This is a genomic window from Alteromonas sp. G4i35, assembly GCF_054960375.1.
Map to the genome: position 1 here is coordinate 15,330 of NZ_JBHNZD010000010.1, position 17,670 is coordinate 32,999.

Annotated in this window: 16 protein-coding genes and 1 tRNA gene; 12 read left to right on the forward strand and 5 right to left on the reverse strand. The window is 45.9% G+C overall.

Going from position 1 to position 17,670, the window contains the following annotated elements:
* The first annotated feature begins 149 nt into the window (after window positions 1-149).
* The 4 genes from ACFI6L_RS07745 to glpG all read left to right on the forward strand — a co-directional run bounded on the left by ACFI6L_RS07745 (window position 150) and on the right by glpG (window position 3,683).
* Window positions 150-1,346 (forward strand): glycine C-acetyltransferase, encoded by a 1,197-nt coding sequence (locus ACFI6L_RS07745; RefSeq protein WP_014977894.1) that lies wholly within the window; start codon window positions 150-152, stop codon window positions 1,344-1,346.
* A complete protein-coding gene (tdh, locus tag ACFI6L_RS07750; protein WP_462573710.1) occupies window positions 1,343-2,368 on the forward strand; it encodes an L-threonine 3-dehydrogenase in 1,026 nt (341 codons plus the stop codon). The genes ACFI6L_RS07745 and tdh overlap by 4 nt, the downstream gene beginning before the upstream one ends.
* Window positions 2,368-2,679: a thiosulfate sulfurtransferase GlpE gene (gene glpE, locus ACFI6L_RS07755; RefSeq protein ID WP_014947767.1), complete on the forward strand. Its 312-nt coding sequence runs from the start codon at window positions 2,368-2,370 to the stop codon at window positions 2,677-2,679. Before tdh ends, glpE begins: the two co-directional genes overlap by 1 nt.
* 140 nt (window positions 2,680-2,819) lie before the next feature.
* A complete protein-coding gene (gene glpG / locus ACFI6L_RS07760) occupies window positions 2,820-3,683 on the forward strand; it encodes a rhomboid family intramembrane serine protease GlpG (RefSeq protein WP_456251976.1) in 864 nt (287 codons plus the stop codon).
* 55 nt (window positions 3,684-3,738) lie between these two features.
* On the opposite strand, the gene ACFI6L_RS07765 is transcribed toward glpG, so the two are convergent.
* Entirely contained in the window at window positions 3,739-4,152 is a 414-nt protein-coding gene (locus tag ACFI6L_RS07765; protein WP_014977897.1) for a flagellar basal body-associated protein FliL, read from the reverse strand.
* 148 nt (window positions 4,153-4,300) lie between these two features.
* On the opposite strand from ACFI6L_RS07765, the gene ACFI6L_RS07770 reads away from it, so the two are divergent.
* Window positions 4,301-4,870 (forward strand): chorismate--pyruvate lyase family protein, encoded by a 570-nt coding sequence (locus ACFI6L_RS07770; protein ID WP_462573711.1) that lies wholly within the window; start codon window positions 4,301-4,303, stop codon window positions 4,868-4,870.
* Window positions 4,867-5,724, forward strand: a complete 858-nt coding sequence (gene ubiA, locus ACFI6L_RS07775) for a 4-hydroxybenzoate octaprenyltransferase (protein ID WP_462573712.1) — start codon at window positions 4,867-4,869, stop codon at window positions 5,722-5,724. Before ACFI6L_RS07770 ends, ubiA begins: the two co-directional genes overlap by 4 nt.
* A gap of 101 nt (window positions 5,725-5,825) precedes the next feature.
* Here ubiA and ubiK read toward each other — a convergent pair whose 3' ends face one another.
* The gene (gene ubiK, locus ACFI6L_RS07780) at window positions 5,826-6,077 is read right to left on the reverse strand and encodes a ubiquinone biosynthesis accessory factor UbiK (protein WP_014975278.1); all 252 of its coding nucleotides are present in this window, start codon (window positions 6,075-6,077) and stop codon (window positions 5,826-5,828) included.
* Window positions 6,078-6,189: 112 nt separating this feature from the next.
* Between ubiK and rep the strand changes: the two genes are divergently transcribed.
* Window positions 6,190-8,205: a DNA helicase Rep gene (gene rep / locus ACFI6L_RS07785; RefSeq protein ID WP_462573713.1), complete on the forward strand. Its 2,016-nt coding sequence runs from the start codon at window positions 6,190-6,192 to the stop codon at window positions 8,203-8,205.
* A gap of 45 nt (window positions 8,206-8,250) precedes the next feature.
* On the opposite strand, the gene ACFI6L_RS07790 is transcribed toward rep, so the two are convergent.
* A complete protein-coding gene (locus ACFI6L_RS07790) occupies window positions 8,251-10,851 on the reverse strand; it encodes a sensor domain-containing phosphodiesterase (RefSeq protein ID WP_014947774.1) in 2,601 nt (866 codons plus the stop codon).
* A gap of 103 nt (window positions 10,852-10,954) precedes the next feature.
* A complete protein-coding gene (locus ACFI6L_RS07795; RefSeq protein ID WP_014947775.1) occupies window positions 10,955-11,362 on the reverse strand; it encodes a c-type cytochrome in 408 nt (135 codons plus the stop codon).
* Window positions 11,363-11,626: 264 nt separating this feature from the next.
* Here ACFI6L_RS07795 and ACFI6L_RS07800 point away from each other — a divergent pair.
* The 4 genes from ACFI6L_RS07800 (at window position 11,627) to ACFI6L_RS07815 (ending at window position 15,950) form a co-directional block, all read left to right on the forward strand.
* Window positions 11,627-11,703: transfer RNA gene (locus ACFI6L_RS07800), tRNA-Arg, on the forward strand.
* Between the two features lie 192 nt (window positions 11,704-11,895).
* Complete coding sequence (gene nhaC / locus ACFI6L_RS07805) at window positions 11,896-13,308, forward strand: Na+/H+ antiporter NhaC (protein WP_462573714.1); 1,413 nt, start codon at window positions 11,896-11,898, stop codon at window positions 13,306-13,308.
* Window positions 13,309-13,411: 103 nt separating this feature from the next.
* Complete coding sequence (locus ACFI6L_RS07810) at window positions 13,412-15,181, forward strand: BCCT family transporter (protein ID WP_462573715.1); 1,770 nt, start codon at window positions 13,412-13,414, stop codon at window positions 15,179-15,181.
* A 139-nt stretch (window positions 15,182-15,320) separates the two neighbouring features.
* Window positions 15,321-15,950, forward strand: coding sequence for a hypothetical protein (locus ACFI6L_RS07815; protein WP_462573716.1), 630 nt, complete (start codon window positions 15,321-15,323; stop codon window positions 15,948-15,950).
* 136 nt (window positions 15,951-16,086) lie between these two features.
* Here ACFI6L_RS07815 and ACFI6L_RS07820 read toward each other — a convergent pair whose 3' ends face one another.
* Window positions 16,087-16,335, reverse strand: a complete 249-nt coding sequence (locus tag ACFI6L_RS07820; RefSeq protein WP_014947779.1) for a DUF2960 family protein — start codon at window positions 16,333-16,335, stop codon at window positions 16,087-16,089.
* Window positions 16,336-16,579: 244 nt separating this feature from the next.
* Here ACFI6L_RS07820 and ACFI6L_RS07825 point away from each other — a divergent pair, with 244 nt between their 5' ends.
* Window positions 16,580-17,575 carry a restriction endonuclease gene (locus tag ACFI6L_RS07825; protein ID WP_462573717.1) on the forward strand — a complete coding sequence of 332 codons (996 nt, stop codon included), beginning with the start codon at window positions 16,580-16,582 and terminating at the stop codon, window positions 17,573-17,575.
* Window positions 17,576-17,670: the final 95 nt, after the last annotated feature.

The window sequence follows — 17,670 nt, forward strand, 5'->3', positions numbered from 1 at the left end:
TTCAAAAGGTGCACGCTTCATCAATGTAGTGTGCTGAATAATTTACAAACTTAGTCGACAAACCCATTAAATACAGCGCAAGGGTGTGTACCCTTTACCGCGCTTTCATTAAACTAACGGTTTTAATATACCTACACTCGGAGAATGGCATGTCTGCGGCATTTATTTCTCATTTGCAATCGCAAATTGAAGCCACGAAAGAAGATGGTTTGTACAAAAAAGAGCGTGTTATCACGTCGCAACAACAAGCGGATATTGGTGTTGCTAACGGCGAGCACGTTATTAACTTTTGTGCCAACAACTACCTTGGTCTTGCAAACAATGAAAGCTTGATTGAAGCAGCAAAGAAAGGCCTGGATAGCCATGGTTTTGGTGTAGCATCTGTACGATTCATTTGCGGTACACAAGACATTCACAAGCAACTGGAAGCCTCTATCAGCGACTTCCTCGGTACAGAAGACACCATTTTGTACCCATCGTGCTTCGACGCGAACGGCGGTTTATTTGAAACGCTATTGGGCCCTGAAGATGCCATTATTTCTGATGCGTTAAACCACGCCAGTATCATTGACGGTGTGCGCCTGTGTAAAGCTAAGCGTTATCGCTACGCCAATAACGATATGGCTGCACTAGAAGAGCAGTTAAAGCAAGCTGATGCCGATGGCGCACGTTTCAAAATTATTGCCACCGACGGTGTGTTTTCAATGGACGGCGTGATTGCCGACTTAGCCTCTATTTGCGACCTGGCCGACAAGTATGACGCCATGGTAATGGTAGACGATTGTCACGCAACGGGCTTCCTTGGCGAAAACGGCAAAGGCAGCCATGAGTATTGTGGCGTTATGGGTCGTGTAGACATCATCACCGGTACTCTAGGTAAAGCACTAGGCGGCGCGTCTGGCGGTTACACCTCGGGCAAAAAAGAAGTCGTAGAGTGGTTACGTCAACGCTCGCGTCCTTATCTTTTCTCAAACTCGGTTGCGCCACCTATCGTTTCAGCATCGCTTAAAGTGTTTGAAATGATGAAAGAAGGTGACGAGCTTCGCGCTAATCTATGGCGCAACGCCAATCATTTCCGTACGCGTATGGAAGAGGCGGGCTTCACATTAGCTGGTAAAGATCACGCTATTATTCCTGTTATGCTAGGCGATGCCCGTTTAGCTAGCGAAATGGCAGATAAGATGCTTGAGAAAGGCATTTATGTTATCGGTTTCTCTTACCCTGTTGTGCCGAAAGGTCAGGCCCGCATTCGTACGCAAATGTCAGCAGGTCATAGCCTTGAACATGTTGATAAAGCGGTAGATGCATTTATTGAAGTTGGCCGTGAATTGGGAGTAATTTCATGAAGTCGCTAGTTAAAGCGAAAGCAGAAAAAGGCATTTGGCTACAAGACACGCCAGAGCCTGAAGTAGGACACAATGACCTACTGATTAAAATTCGCAAAACCGCCATTTGCGGCACCGACATGCACATTTACAACTGGGACGAATGGTCACAGAAAACCATTCCGGTACCTATGGTTGTAGGCCACGAGTATGTGGGTGAAGTCGTTGGAATGGGCCAAGAAGTGAAAGGGTTTAAGGTTGGCGACCGTGTTTCGGGCGAAGGCCATATTACCTGTGGCCATTGCCGTAACTGTCGTGCAGGTCGCGTACATTTGTGTCGCAACACTGAAGGCGTAGGCGTAAACCGCCCGGGCGCTTTTGCTGAATACTTGGTAATTCCTGCATTTAACGCGTTTAAAATTCCAGACAATATTAGTGACGACCTTGCGTCTATCTTTGACCCGTTTGGCAACGCTGTTCACACTGCACTAAGCTTCGACTTGGTAGGTGAAGACGTGCTGATAACCGGTGCCGGCCCAATAGGTATTATGGCTGCTGCAGTTGCAAAGCACGTAGGTGCTCGTCATGTCGTCGTTACCGACATCAATCCTTACCGTCTTGAGCTTGCTAAAAAAATGGGTGCAACCCGCGCCGTTGACGTAAGCAAGGAAGACTTGAAAGACGTAATGAATGAACTTGGTATGACAGAAGGCTTCGATGTGGGTCTGGAAATGTCTGGTGTGCCGGTGGCTTTCAGAGACATGCTGAACAAAATGAACCATGGCGGCAAAATTGGCATGCTGGGAATACCTCCACAAGATGTTGCCATCGATTGGAACCAGGTTATTTTCAAAGGCTTGGTGATAAAAGGTATCTACGGCCGTGAAATGTTTGAAACATGGTACAAAATGGCGAGCTTGCTGCAGAGCGGCTTAGATCTATCGCCTATCATCACACACACCTTTTCTATTGATGACTTTCAGAAAGGGTTTGATACCATGGGGTCTGGACACTCAGGTAAAGTTATTCTGGACTGGCAATAATGACAACATTCTCACACATTAGCGTAAACGACGTTGCAAACTTTCAAGGTGACGTAACCATTGTGGATATTCGCGATCCTCAATCATTTGCTAATGGACACATGCCTAACGCAGCGCAGCTGAACAACGACAACTTTGCAGCGTTTATCGACCAAACGCCCAAAGATATCCCAGTGGTTGTAGTGTGCTACCACGGCGTAAGCAGCCAGCAGGCGGCCCAAGTGATTGCACAGCAAGGCTTTGAAACCGTTTATAGTATGGACGGTGGCTTCGAAGCATGGCGACTGGCAAATCCGGTAGTCACGGCATAGCGATTTGATAAAGGTGCACAATGTGCACCTTTATTTTTTGCAGCTACTGAAGTATTTCAGTATAAAGAGGTTATATACCGCGCCCTTGGTATATGTCATATCGCATTCATATTCTTCTGCTTCGGGGTAACAACTAGCTTATGGCTCATCCTTTAATTGCGTTCAATCAGCAAAGTCCTGCACATCTTCTCGCCAATTATTTAACCAGTCAGCACATTCAGGCCGCTGTAATACAGCACGATAAAGAGTTCGTGGTGGTATTAGATAATCACGACCATCTCGACCGCGCAAAAATTATTGCGGATGGCTTTTTGGCAAACCCTACCGATCCGAAGTACCAGCAAGCCGCATGGGATAATGGCAAGAACGTACGGCTGGCACCTTCGGGTAATGGCTTTTCCATGGGTAATATCATTGCCGATGCTGTGAAAGCGCCTTTTACCTCGGTGGTATTTATTCTGTGTGTTGCGGTTTATTTACTGTCGTTGTTTGGGCTGTTTGCCCCTATCGCACAGCATTTATTGATGCAGCCATTTTCCATTTTGTCGCAAAATCACGAATGGTGGCGATTACTTGGCCCTGCATTCATTCATTTTTCGGCACTACACATTATATTTAATCTACTGTGGTGGGGCATGTTGGGAGCTAAAATTGAACGCATCCTTGGCATGAGCATGCTGCTTATAGTGTTCTTAGTGTCGGCCACTATTTCGAACGCCGCACAAGCCCTATTTAGTGACCCTGTGCAAGGCAATCTGTTCTTGTTTGGCGGCTTGTCTGGTGTGGTGTATGCCGTAATGGGCTTTGTGTGGTGGCTAGGCTGGTTGCGACCAAGTTGGGGCTTGTCGCTGCCAAATTCAATTGTGGGCTTTATGTTGGTGTGGTTGGTACTAGGTTATGCCGATATTTTGTGGGTAAACATGGCAAATGCTGCACATACAGCGGGGCTTATTTCTGGATGTTTGCTCGCCGGGGCCTTAAGCCTTGGGTCGGGTAAACGCTAGTGGCGTTTTATGTAGCTAAAAGGCGTACGTTAGCCTTTTAGCCCGTTATCTACTTTTAACCGCCTTGGTATAAGTATTTGGTGAAGATAACGTTCTTCACCACTTCGCCGCCTGTCTCTTGCTTCATGTGCTCTTGCAACGCTTTAAGAATAGCGCGGCGAATGTCTTCACGACCAGTTAGTGATTTAACTTTCTCTGCCGGTTGCTGGCCGAATATTTCGATGGCAGTAGAGCGAAGTAACGGCATATGGTGTTCAGCAATTTCAAGCTGATTAACATCGTGGATCATCAATTCAACTGACACGCGTACATAGCCAAGCTTTTGTGCGCTATCGCTAATGTAGTTGGTAACAATCTCTGGCTCTAAGCCCAAATAAGCATAGTTGGCCTTGTCTTGCGCCACTGCTGCGTTACAACCAAGAACGAAAAAACTAACCGCAAATACGCGTAAAACTAAAGACTTAAGCATAGTGAAGTCCGAAACACCAAAGTAATAAATTCACTTGGTAGTGTAGCAAAACTCTGATTAAACACACTACTGCAAAAGTTTAACCGAATGAAAATAATTGAACATGACGTGTTATCATACTAACGGATTCATAATTCGGGCTTTTCGTGTGAGTTTTAATGCCACTTTTCCAGTGGGTTTGGCGGTTGACTGGCAAGCACCTTCTGGCATCACAATTCCTAATGCACAGCTAAAAAACTGGCTGTTAGACACTGGGTCGTTAACCGAGCGAGTACAGTCTTTAAGCAACCACTTTTCTCTAGAGCTTATTGGCCAGCACGAGCAGATTCCTCACGACAATGAACTGTCGTTGTTACTCGACAACGGTGAAACCCATTATCAAGCGCGAGAAATTCTCCTATGTGGCGATCATAAGCCATGGGTGTTTGCACGTTCTATCATCCCTCAAGCCTTTGTTGACAGCGAACTTTCAGATCTTGGTCGAGAGCCTTTAGGAAAACGTTTGTTTAACGATAAGCGCTTTACACGCTCAGAGTTTCAACTGTGTACAGTGCCAGCTTCGCAGTTTGGTATTAACAGTAATCAAACCTTGTGGGGCAGGCGCTCGTTGTTTACGTTAGGCAACTACAGCATGATAGTAGCAGAGGTATTTCTTCCGTTCTCACCGGCCTATAGCCGCTCTGCTAAAAACGAAAAGGAAAGCGAAAAACAGTTATGAAGCACAATTGGAACGCCTATGCGCGACTTATGCGCCTTGATAAACCAGTCGGTATTTACTTGCTGCTGTGGCCTACGTTGTGGGCGCTTCTTATGGCTGCACAAGGTTTACCGCCTTTAGGCATTACGCTCATTTTTGTGGCAGGCGTAGTTGTCATGCGCTCAGCCGGGTGTGTGATTAACGATTATGCAGACAGAAAAGTAGACGGTAGCGTAAAGCGCACTGCCCAGCGTCCTCTTGCAACCGGAGAAGTGTCGGCCAAACAAGCACTACAACTTTTTGCTGCGCTTATCGCTTTAGCATTTGTCTTAGTGTTATTTCTCAACTGGCAAACCATAGCGTTGTCGGTGGTAGCCTTACTCCTGGCAGCAAGCTACCCCTTTATGAAGCGTTACACCAATTTACCGCAGGTGGTATTGGGTGCCGCGTTCGGTTGGGCCATTCCTATGGCGTTTATGGCTGTGATAGAAACAGTACCAACATACGGCTGGTGGTTGTTTATTGCTAACTTACTATGGACGGTAGCTTACGACACCATGTACGCCATGGTAGACCGCGATGACGACTTACAAATAGGCATCAAGTCTACGGCCATATTGTTTGGAAAAAACGACGTGCTCATAGTCATGCTGCTACAGGCCGTTGCCCTTGCCATTCTGTGGTGTATAGGCTGTGCTATTAACGCAACCTGGCCTTACTACTTAGCCGTGCTGTTTTCGGCTCTGCTATGCGTGCGCCAGTATCAGCTTATTAAACGCCGTCAGCGTGAAGGCTGCTTCACCGCGTTTATTGAAAATCACTATATTGGTTTAGCCATCACGCTAGGAACGGCACTGCATTTTTATTTGGTGTAACTGAAAAAGTAACTAGCCCAATACAAACCATTGTTAATGGTATTCAGCCACAAAAAAAGCGCCATAAAGGCGCTTTTTGAGTTTCTGTGAGCTTTGAACGCCTACTTTTCCGCTAGCTTCGCTTCAAGCTCAGCAATGCGGCTTTCCATTGCGTCTAGCTTTTCGCGAGTACGAATAAGTACTTGGCTTTGAATATCGAACTCTTCGCGAGTGACTAAATCTAGTTTAGACAGCTGCGACTGCAATACCGCCTTTACTCGACCTTCGGCTTCTTCAGCCATGTTTTTAACGCCGGGTGGTACGGCATCAGCAATTTGTTTCGCTAAATCTTCGAGTTTCTTCGGATCCAACATGGAATTCCCTTATAATGCGCAGCTCAAAATGTGAAAGCTATTCTATCGGTATCGACACGACATGCAATGAAAAGTGTGTCGCGCCCAAAATGTACGTTGTTTTAGGTATTAAATGAAACTAAATGAAGCTCAAGAATCTGCCGTAACCTATGTGTCTGGCCCATGTTTGGTCCTTGCAGGGGCGGGCAGTGGTAAAACCCGTGTAATTACCAACAAGATTGCTCATTTAGTTAGAAACTGCGATATGCCAGCGCGCTATATTGCAGCGGTTACCTTTACCAACAAAGCAGCACGTGAAATGAAAGAACGTGTTGCGCAAACCTTGGGTAAGCCAGAAGCACGCGGGTTAAAAGTATCGACCTTTCACACCATGGGCTTAACCATTATTAAAGCGCATGTGAAAGATCTTGGCTTAAAGCCAGGTTTCTCGTTATTCGACGATAAAGACTCGTTCGCGTTGCTTAACGATTTGACGTCCGACACCCTCGATGGCGATAAAGATCAGCTTCAGCTTTTACAAAGCTGCATCTCGAACTGGAAAAACGATCTTATCTTGCCTGATGCTTTATTAAAATCAGCAACCAGCACGGGCGAGAGAGAGTTTGCAGAAGCCTACAAGCGTTACCAAGACAACCTTAAGGCATATAACGCGCTAGACTTCGACGACCTAATTTTATTACCTACATTGCTTTTAAAAAGTAGCGAAGCAATAAGAGCCAAATGGCAGAGCAAGATTCGCTACTTGCTGGTGGATGAGTACCAAGATACCAATACCAGTCAGTACGAGTTGGTAAAGCTATTAGTAGGTGAGCGTGCGCGCTTTACCGTGGTGGGCGACGATGACCAGTCTATCTATTCATGGCGTGGCGCTAAGCCGCAGAATTTGCACCTGTTACAGCAAGACTTTCCGCGCTTAAACGTCATTAAGCTACAGCAAAATTACCGCTCGTCAGGCCGTATTCTGCATTGCGCGAATATTCTTATTCAGAACAATCCGCATTTGTTCGATAAAACCCTGTTCTCAGAGCTGCAGTACGGCGAGCCGCTGAAAGTGATAGAGGCGAAGAACGAAGAGCATGAAGGTGAGCGCGTGGTGGCAGAACTGCTGGCGCATAAGTTCATGAACCGCACCCAGTTTAAAGACTACGCCATATTGTATCGCGGGAATCACCAAAGTCGTATTTTCGAAAAGCTGTTAATGAGTAACCGCATTCCGTACAAAATAAGCGGCGGTATGTCGTTCTTTGGTCGTGCCGAAGTGAAGGACATCATGGCGTATTTACGGTTGTTAGTGAACCAGGACGACGATAACGCTTTGCTTCGCATTATTAACACGCCTGGGCGCGGTATAGGCCGCGCTACGCTAGAAAAACTGGGTAACTTTGCAAATAGCTTGGGCGTATCTATGTTCGAAGCGGCGACGCACCCTAACTTAAATAGCGTGTTGCCCGATAAAGCCTTTCATTCGGTTTCTACCTTTTCCCGCTGGATAGTAGAGCTATCGGACAACGCGGAGCGTGGCAACACCGCTGACGCGGTTCGCACCATGATCCGCACTATGGGCTACGAAGAATGGCTATATGAAACCAGCGCCAGCCCCAAAGCCGCCGAAATGGCCATGGCCAACGTAAGTACCTTATTCGGTTGGGTTAACGATATGCTGGAAGGTAATGACCTAGACCAACCCATGACCTTAACCGAAGTGGTGAACCGTCTGATATTGCGCGACATGATGGAGCGCGGCGAAGACGACGGGGAAGGGGATCAAGTTCAATTAATGACGCTACACGCTTCAAAAGGTTTGGAATTTCCTATTGTATTTTTAGTGGGCATGGAAGAAGGCTTATTGCCGCACCAAAGCAGCATTGACGAAGACAACGTAGAAGAAGAGCGCCGACTTGCTTATGTGGGAATTACTCGCGCCCAGCGCGAGCTTATATTCAGCCTTGCTAAAGAGCGTCGACAATTTGGTGAAGTGATTAACCCAGAGCCAAGCCGCTTTTTATTCGAACTGCCGCCAGACGATTTACAGTGGGAAAATCAGAAACCGAAGGCGACAAAAGAAGAGCGCCAGCAAAAGGCACAGGTGGGAATTGCTAATCTACGAGATATACTAGGGAAAAAGTAGTCTGCTAATTGAGGCGAGGTTACGCTGGCAAGTAAGTACTAACTATCAGCTTGCTAGCGACGTCATATCCAGCACTTTGGCGTGCTTCAATACCTTGCCTTGACCATAAATGCATTCAATTTCATTAAGTGCATCTAGCTGCGCCTGTGAGTCTACGCCTTCAGCAATAACCTGAAACTTCAAATGTTCTGAAATAAGCATGACAGACTGAATAAGTTTTAAGTTTCGTTGAGAGCGAGGCAGTGACTTAACAAAGCGATGATCAATTTTGATGAAGTCGAAGGGGTAGGCAAACAAATAACTCAATGAAGCTAATCCGCTTCCAAAGTTATCCAGCACCAAAGTTACGCCCGCACGTTTTAATTTCTTAATAGCAGGAAGAATGAACTGAGAGCGGCGATTTAAGTCGTTTTCATCAAACTCAAATACTAGCTGGCTAGGCGTAATACCTGATGTTTCAATCACATTAATCATCTGGTTTACCATAGATGCCTGTAGCAAATGATTAATTGAAACGTTAACCGCTATTTTATTTATCGGGTCGTCGGTATTTTTATAGTGGTTTAACAGCTCGCAGGCTTTGGTTAGCTGGAACAAGTCTAAATCTAGCGTAAGACCACTATGTTCTGCCACTTGTCTAAACTGCTCTCTGGCAATCTTGCCGTAGGCAGGGTGCGACCAGCGAATGTACATCTCTTTATACAGTGTGCTGTCGTCATTAAGCTTTATAACGGGCTGTAGGAAGTAATCGAACTCTTCTTCGCGCAGTGCACGTCTGAATTCATTTTCAAGCTCAAGTTCTTCAATAAGCCTGTCGCGCATGCTCTTGTCGAACATAACAAAGCGTCCGCGGCCTAGCGTTTTCGCCTGATACATGGCTGCATCGGCATCACGAAGCACTTCATCAGCGGCGCGATAGTAGGTTTCTAAGTGCGCAATACCAATACTTGCACCTGAATACATCTCTCGACCATCAAGCAAGAACGGTTCGGAAATAGATGAAATTATACGGCTAGCCACTTCTTCTACGTCTGCTTCATCTTCAAAGTTATCAAGCAGTACAACAAACTCATCGCCGCCTAAGCGCGCTAGCAGGTCGTGACCACGAATACATAGCGCAATACGTCTAGCTACTTCAATTAAGAACTCATCGCCGGCGTGGTGACCTAGGGTATCGTTAATAACCTTGAAGCGATCTAGGTCGATAAACAGCACCGCAAACATGTTTTCGCTGTAACGCTGCTTACTGGCAATAGCCAGCTCTAGGCGACTAGTGAACATGGCGCGGTTAGGCAAATCAGTTAACGAGTCGTGATGCGCATCGTGAATAAGCTTAAGCTCAATCTCTTTACGCTCTTCAATTTGTTGCTTTAAGAACTTATTAGCACGGTTTAGCTCGGCTGTGCGTTCTTTAACACGCTCCTCAAGCTCAACGTTATAGCGCTGCATCGACTCGGTATTGCGCTTACGTTCAATGGCTACCGCAATATGGTGTGATACAAAGCGCAAAAGCTCTTGGTCACGAGAATTGTATTTAGCGTGCTTACCGTAGGTTTGTACGGCAATAACACCTGCTATTTCTCCATCTACAACAAGCGGCGAACCTAACCACGAGTTCGCACTGTTTAGCATGGTTTGCGCAACCGACACATCCAAATCGCCAGACTCTGCAAGCTCTAATACTCTGGGCGGGTTGACCAGCTCAGCTTGCCCCGTTCGCAATACGAATTCAGTTAGACCAAGCCCCAAAGGCCTTGAACTTATGTTCTTTTCTTGTGCGTCACTAAAATACGGGAATGCGAGTAGCTCTTTTTCCTTATCAAGAATGGCAATGTAACAGTTAGGTGCGCTAATTAGCCTGGCTAAAATTTCGTGCAGACTGGAATAAAACACATCCATATCGCCTTCAAGGTTAGCCGCCAGTTCAGATATCTCGAATAAAGCCTGCTGTAGCGACTCTACTTTTTGGCGCTCTAATATTTCTTCTTGAAGGTCGTCGTTAATTTTTCGCAGTTGGCGGGTGCGTTCGCGGATGGTGCGTTCAGTGAGCTCACGGTTTTTTACTCTATCAACCGTGGTAACAATGTGTTGAGAAACGAACAGCAGTACTTCTAAATCTTCTTGCGTATAGTGCACACCTTCATCATAAGTTTGCACTACCATGGCACCTATGACTTGGCTTCCTCGTTTAAGGGGCACGCCCAGCAGCTCAAACGGCTGCGAGCCAACTAGCTTTATATCATGCTGAGAGGCAAAGTTTTCTTCATCGTCACGTTTGTAAAATAGATGATCGCCGGTTTTGAGAATGTAACCGGTCATGCCGTCCATTAACGATTCAGCGGGGAGCTGGCGAACGGTTTGTTCGTCGAATTCGTCAATGAAGTAAGCGAAATCGACAACGTTACTGTCGGGTTCGTAAAAGGCGACAAAGAAGTTATCGGCATTCATAAAATCGGCAATGATTTCATGAATAGCGGAATAAAGGCGATTAAGGTGACTTACAGAACTGGCAAGTTCAGAAATGTCGAAAAGCGCCTTCTGAACACGTTCAGCGCGCTTGTACTTGTCAGTGAGTTGCTGAAGCTGCGGTATAAGTTCGCGCAGTTCTTCTTCCGTCAACTCATGTTGCGTCGAATCTTGTGACATTCCGCTCGCCAGTAAAAAAGTAACGTTTCCCCAAAGAGTTAAATTACCCGATTAGAGGGTAAAACGCTACTTTTTCCATCAAGTTGTTACGATTTAGCGGGTATTAGATACCTTCAATCATATACTCGATTGCAGCTTTAATTTCGTCATCAGAACAGTTACCGCATGTACCACGAGGAGGCATAGCGTTAATACCGTTCAATGCGTTTTGCCATACGCCATCAAGACCGCGCTCATCTAGACGTGGTTGCCAGTCTGCTGCAACGTGAACTTTAGGAGCTCCTAAAACGCCTGCTGAGTGACATGCAACACATGCAGAGTTGTAAACGTCTTCACCAGACTTTGCACCGCCAGCTGCGCCAGCACTTCCTTCAGCCGCTGCGCCTGCAACGTGTACCTGACCTACCGGCTTAATGCGATCGGCAATTTCATCGTTACTCATTTCTTGTGCTTGTGCTGCAAAAACAGTTAGCGCAGTAGCAGCAACAGTTAACCAAGTCTTTAATTTCACATCTGTCTCCAGGCAATGATGAATTTGTTTAAAATATAACTGGCCAGATTATAACGGTTAATTGGGGTTGAACAACTATTTGAAGCCAATTACCCATAAAAAGTAAGGATTTTTAACACTTGTTCCAAGCCACCTAAAGAGATTTTAATAAATGAGTTGAAGCTAACCCACCGCGTAAGTATTATTACGCCCCGTTTGCAGCGTACATTTAGCTGCGTATTTTTTCTTTGCGAACGTACACGGTTATTACAACCGAAGCACGATCCGCCCTTAGCTCAGCTGGATAGAGCGCGGCCCTCCGGAGGCCGAGGTCAGAGGTTCGAATCCTCTAGGGCGGGCCATTTCCTTTTCTAGTGACCTATGAAGGAATAATCTCCTTCAGCCTTTCTATATCAGAATCGGGCACGCCTACCTTAGACGTGCCTGCAACTCTAACGTCCAATCCAATGCAACATCAAAGTCATTCCAACGCATAGCAAAGTCGTTATACTGTTTTTCACTAGTTCATTTTAAAGCGTATCAACGTGCCTATAATGTCGCCGCAGTCTATTCAACGCCCAAGCTTTACTCAGTCACTACTTTGTTTTGGTGTTATTGTCGCACTGATAGCAGGCGGATTGTTTGGCCTGGGCATTAGCCTGCATGCATTACTATTTCTGTGTTTGCTATGGGCTGGTATCAATGCCTTTAGCTTGGGGTACACGTACCTGCAAATCCGCGATTTAATGACCAGCGCACTAACCCGGGCCATGCCGGCAATTTATATCTTTATCCTTATAGGTATGGTTATCGCCAGCTTTATGCAAAGCGGTACTATCTCAACGCTAATTTATTTCGGTTTAAGCTGGTTAAACCCCAGTATTTTTTTAGCGGTAGGATTAATTTTGTGTGCGGTAATGTCGGTGGCTACAGGCACATCGTGGGGAACCGTGGGCACGATGGGAGTAGTGCTGATGGGTATTGGTGCTGCCATGAACATACCACTGCCCATTGTGGCAGGCATGGTGGTATGTGGCGCGACGTTTGGCGATAAAATGTCGCCGGTGTCTGATACCACAAACCTCGCATCCATGAGCGCGGGTACCAATCTGTATCGGCATATGTACGCCATGCTGCTAACTACACTGCCTAGCTTTCTTCTCACCTTTGTAATTTTCTTGGTAATTGGCGTTAGCTACGCAAACCAAAGCTTAAATGTTGACGAAATAATTGAAATAAAAGCAGCACTCGCCAGTCACTATAACCTTGCACCCTATATAACACTGTTACCGCTGGTGTTGCTTACGGTAATGAGTATCAAGAAAGTGCCGGCTGAAGTAACCATGTCGTGCAGTATTCTGCTTGCCGTTATCATTGCTATTTTCTACCAAGACACCAATACCATTAGCGTGCTTAACGCATTGTGGGAAAACACCCCTCAAAATACGGGTATCGCAAATTTAGATGCCTTACTAGGACGAGGCGGCATCAGCAGTATGAGCTGGACGTTGCTCCTCGCCTTAATGGCAATCGCATTGGGTGGCATACTGCACGGTGCAGGCTTTCTAGCTGCGTTACTGACAGGCATTATTGAACGGGTAAAACGCACAGCAACCCTAATTGCTGTGACCATTGCGTCTGGTTTTCTAGGCAATGTGGCCATGGGCGAGGCCTATATCTCTATCATTTTGAATTGCCAGCTGTTTAAACCGAAATATGAACAGCAGAACCTTGACCCCGCTGTGCTATCTCGGTCGGTAGAAGAAGGTGCCACTATGACCACAGGCCTTATTCCGTGGACAACGGCTGGTGCGTTTTACTCTGCCACCCTGGGCGTTGACGTGCTCGATTACGTGCCCTATGCGTTCTTCAACTATCTAAACGGCGTTATTGCGGTATCTATGGCCGCATTGGGCATGGGCATGCTAGCAACCAAAGCACGAATGAATAAACGCACATCGATTTGAAGCAACCCATTAGCTAACACAATTCTGATAAACTGTTTTTTAAGATCGCCCGTTTAAAGCCAAACGTATAAGGCATCTATAAAAACAAAACAAAGGATCGTGTATGAGTAGTAATACCCGAGATGCGGCCTCCTCCAAGGCCATTATTAAACAGGAAGGCGCGTTTAGCGTAATCGACAAGCCCACTTTTTTTGGCTCTCTTATTCTTCTTCTCTCTGTCACCATTCCTCTAATTATTTGGCCGGACCAAGGCGCACAGTGGGTGGCAGTCGCAAAAGACTTCGTAACCAGTAAGCTTGGGGTTTTATACCTCTTGCTTGGTGTTGGCGCTGGTGGGTTCATGGTTTACATCATGTTCAGCGACATCGGGCAAATAAAACTAGGCGACCCGGAAGAGAAACCCGAGTTCTCGCCAGTATCATGGGCTGCCATGCTGTTTTGTGCAGGCATAGGCGCGTCTATTTTGTATTGGTCTATGATTGAATGGGTGTACTACTACCAAGCGCCACCGTTTCACATAGAAGGTGAAACCCCCGAAGCCGCAAAATGGGCTGCAGCCTACGGTATCTTCCACTGGGGCCCGCTTGCCTGGGCAATTTACCTCATTCCCGCCGTACCTATTGCGTACTTCTACTATGTGCGCAATCACAGCGTACTTAAAATATCTGAAGCCCTTATGCCAGTAATTGGCGAGAAAATGGCTCACGGCTGGCTGGGTAAAATTATCGACATCAGCTTTATCTTCGGAATGTTAGGCGGCGGGGCGACCACGTTAGGTTTGGCTGCGCCTATGATCAACGAAGGGGTGCACGAACTATTCGGCGTACCTAAATCGCTTACCACCCAAGTTCTGGTGCTTGTAACCTGTACTGCTATCTTTGGTTACAGCGCGTATGTAGGTTTAAAGAAGGGCATTAAGCTGCTGTCAGACATTAACTTTTGGCTGGCCATAGGGTTGCTACTATTTATATTTGTTGTGGGACCTACGTTGTTTATGGCCAATACCGGCCTAGATGCTTTGGGCCGCGTACTTAGCAATATTATTAAAATGGCTACCTGGCTAGAGCCTTTTGCCGAATTTAATGGCTTTCAAAACACGCATTTCCCTCAAGACTGGACCATATTCTACTGGGCATGGTGGCTGGTATTTGCACCAAGCGTAGGGCTATTTATTGCGCGTATTTCAAGGGGGCGAACCATTCGCACTATGGTGGCGGGCTCCATGTTCTTCGGCACCATGGGCTGCTTTTTATTCTTCATGGTAATGGGGAATTATGGCTTGTATTTGCAGCTTTCGGGTGAACTAGACGTGGTGAGTATTCTTAACCAAGAAAGCCCTACGGCAGCGATTTTCGCCATGCTACACACGCTGCCATTGGACTACATAGTCATTTTTGTATTCACCTTGTTAGCGCTAATCTTTACCGCTACTACCTTCGACTCCATTTCTTACATTCTGGCAGCTGTAGTGCAAAAAGAAGTAGACGAAGAGCCATTGCGCTGGAACCGTTTGTTCTGGGCATTCGCGTTATCGTTTATGCCTATAGTGCTTATGTTTGTAGGTGGGTTAGAAACGCTTCAAACGGCGTCGATAATAGGGGGCGTTCCGCTATTAGCTGTGGCCTTAATGTTATGTATTGCCATAGTGCGGGCGGCCAATTACGACATGCGTTACCAGCCCGATTACTCGGTAAAAGAAATCAATATAGGGGAATTCCCCGACGACGACCCGTGGAGCGAAGAAGGTACATGGGATATTGATGAAGAAGGCGAAGAGAGTGATGGCGAAACACCTATTGCTGCAAAGCCTAAACAAAGACCGCCAAAAGGCCACGTTGAGGGCGACCCGCACAGTAGACCGTCGCGGTTGTAGCTTTTATCGTATCTGAATGAAACAAACGCCGCACAAGGGCGGCGTTTGTATTAGCTGAGCACAATTAGCGTACCCTACAAAAGCGACTGTGGTACCGTAATAATCGTTTGCACCCTTTCAACTTTACGTATGTAGCAGAATGTCAGTTAAGAATTATCAGAAATTCTATCAGCCACTAAACGCGGTACATTCGGCTGATTTTAATCGCTGCATTTACTGCGGCTGCGAAGCTGCACGGCAAGACTTTATTCCACCCATAAAATTCATTCACGACTGGCAAGACGGACATCTACAGGCCGACTTTATTTCCGTGCCTGCATGCAACGAATGCACTGACCTTTTAAAAGATGAAAACAACGCCACGCTAGAACCCAGAATAACGGTGCTAAAAAAGCGGTTGGCGGAAAAGTACAAAAAGGCCATTCGGGTGTTTAACCACTGGAGTGTGGAAGAAATTGAAGAAATGGACGCGGCATTTCAAATAAGCCTAAAAGGCGGCATGCGTTTGGGGAAAGAAACCCTTTCTCGTCTTCAATTTGCAGGGTTCGATTATGAAGTGAATGGGAGTATTACGCGGGTGGCAAAACCTCAGCGCGAGGTATTCACTGTATTCAATCAAGAGTTTAGCAGCTTTAGAGAAGCACTAGCTTTTGCCAGTGCGACATACCAAATAAAGAAAAGCCGACTAAGTCAGCTTTATTTCGATAATGACGAAAGCTTTGATAGGGCGATTGAGGCTTTTCATGAGTTGGTTGAGGGTAACCCATAAAGCATTGATTGATAGCTTTGCACTCCGGAGTCAGAGGTTTGAACACTATCGAGCCCTCCATTTTTTAAGGCTTGGCCGTTAATCCCCAATAGCAAGTTTGTTCAAAGGCCTAGTATGTGTTGAAAGGGCGCAACCATCATTCTTGCCCGTTTTTTAAAAAATACAAATCAGAAAACCCCATTTTTGCAAATTCGGTATCTCTGAAGTTTCTTACGGTTTTTTTGTCTTTACTGATAGCGGCAAGTTGCTGTTCAGTTTGCAGGAACTGGGAAAGATCTATTCCCTCAGCTTCGGCCACGGCTTCATGCATATTTTGATGGCGGCTGTAAGAAAAGTTTATCTCTTTTGCCACACCTTTAAACTTATAACGTACTTTATGGGCCATGTTCTACTCAAGTTGGTCGATGTAATTCAAAAACTGTTTAACCGGTATTATAAACTCAATTAGCGCTAATAATTAGCGTGTTAAAAAAAGCGGGTGGCAAAACCAAAGCGCGAGGTGTCTAATGAAAGCTTTGATAGGGCGATTGAGGCTTTTAATGGGTTGGTGGATAAAGGATAAATACTTTAGATTGCTATGATGTTCTAAACTAAACATTGATATAACTTACCTAAAATACGAGGGATGTATGGGGCCTGATTTCGAAAATAGTAAAGTACTCCTGATGAGGGGACCTGTTGAATTAATCAGCGAGGGATATGCTGGAATCGGGTGGGGGCAATTTCAGCTTCGGAATTTTACCACTTCCGATGAGTTCTATGAACATCTCAATAGCACACAGCAAAGTGTGGGGCGTAGTGGTAATCAATTGCGTCGATTTATTGAAGTTAAGCAAGGCGATTTCATCGTGGTGCCAGCGCCTGCCCGTATATACATAGGAATCGCTACTGGCGAGAAACGATTCTGCGCAGACAAACCGTGGGGCGAAAACCAAATAGAAGTAACGTTTCCCTGCGATGCTGAAAACGAGCCAATTTCTATCGCACGTACAGACCTGAAACAAGGTTTACAATCTAGGCTGCGTATACGTTTAACCGTTGCAGACTTAGACTACTTTAAAGACGAAATCATAGAGCGTTACAACGACATTAAAAATAATGTGAGTAGCGGTGCCCTATCCAAAATTAACAAAAATGCTGGGGAAAAATTAGAGCAGTTTAAGGCAAAACTGTTAGATAACCTTCGAAATAGAAATCATTATTTGGAAGCTGGTGGGCAAGGCTTAGAACACCTTGTAAAAGAATTGCTTGAAATTGAAGGTTACACCGCTGTTATACCTAGTAAGCAAAGTCACGAGGTTGGCGTAGATGTTGATATAGAAGCCCAGTCTCGCAACCCTTTCATTACGCAAGAGCTGTTGATTCAAGTAAAAGATCATGTGGGTTACACCGATAAGCATGCTATCGACCAGATAGCAAAGGTTGAGAGAAAAGACGATTGTTATCGATGGGTAGTATCATTAGGTGATTTCACTGAAGATGTTACACAGCACGCGGACGGTTTAAGTGTTAACTTAATGAATGGAACTCAACTTGTGGATTGGCTAGCCGAGCGCTGGCAAGACTTATCCCCTACGACACAGCAAAAGCTCGGTATCGCTTCAGTGCCGCAACTTATAATTTAAACCCCTATATAGAAAACGAATCGCTTTGCATATAGGTATAGGTCAGACGAATGCAAATACGCGAAACGCTTTGGCAGCAAGTGTTTTATCAGCTA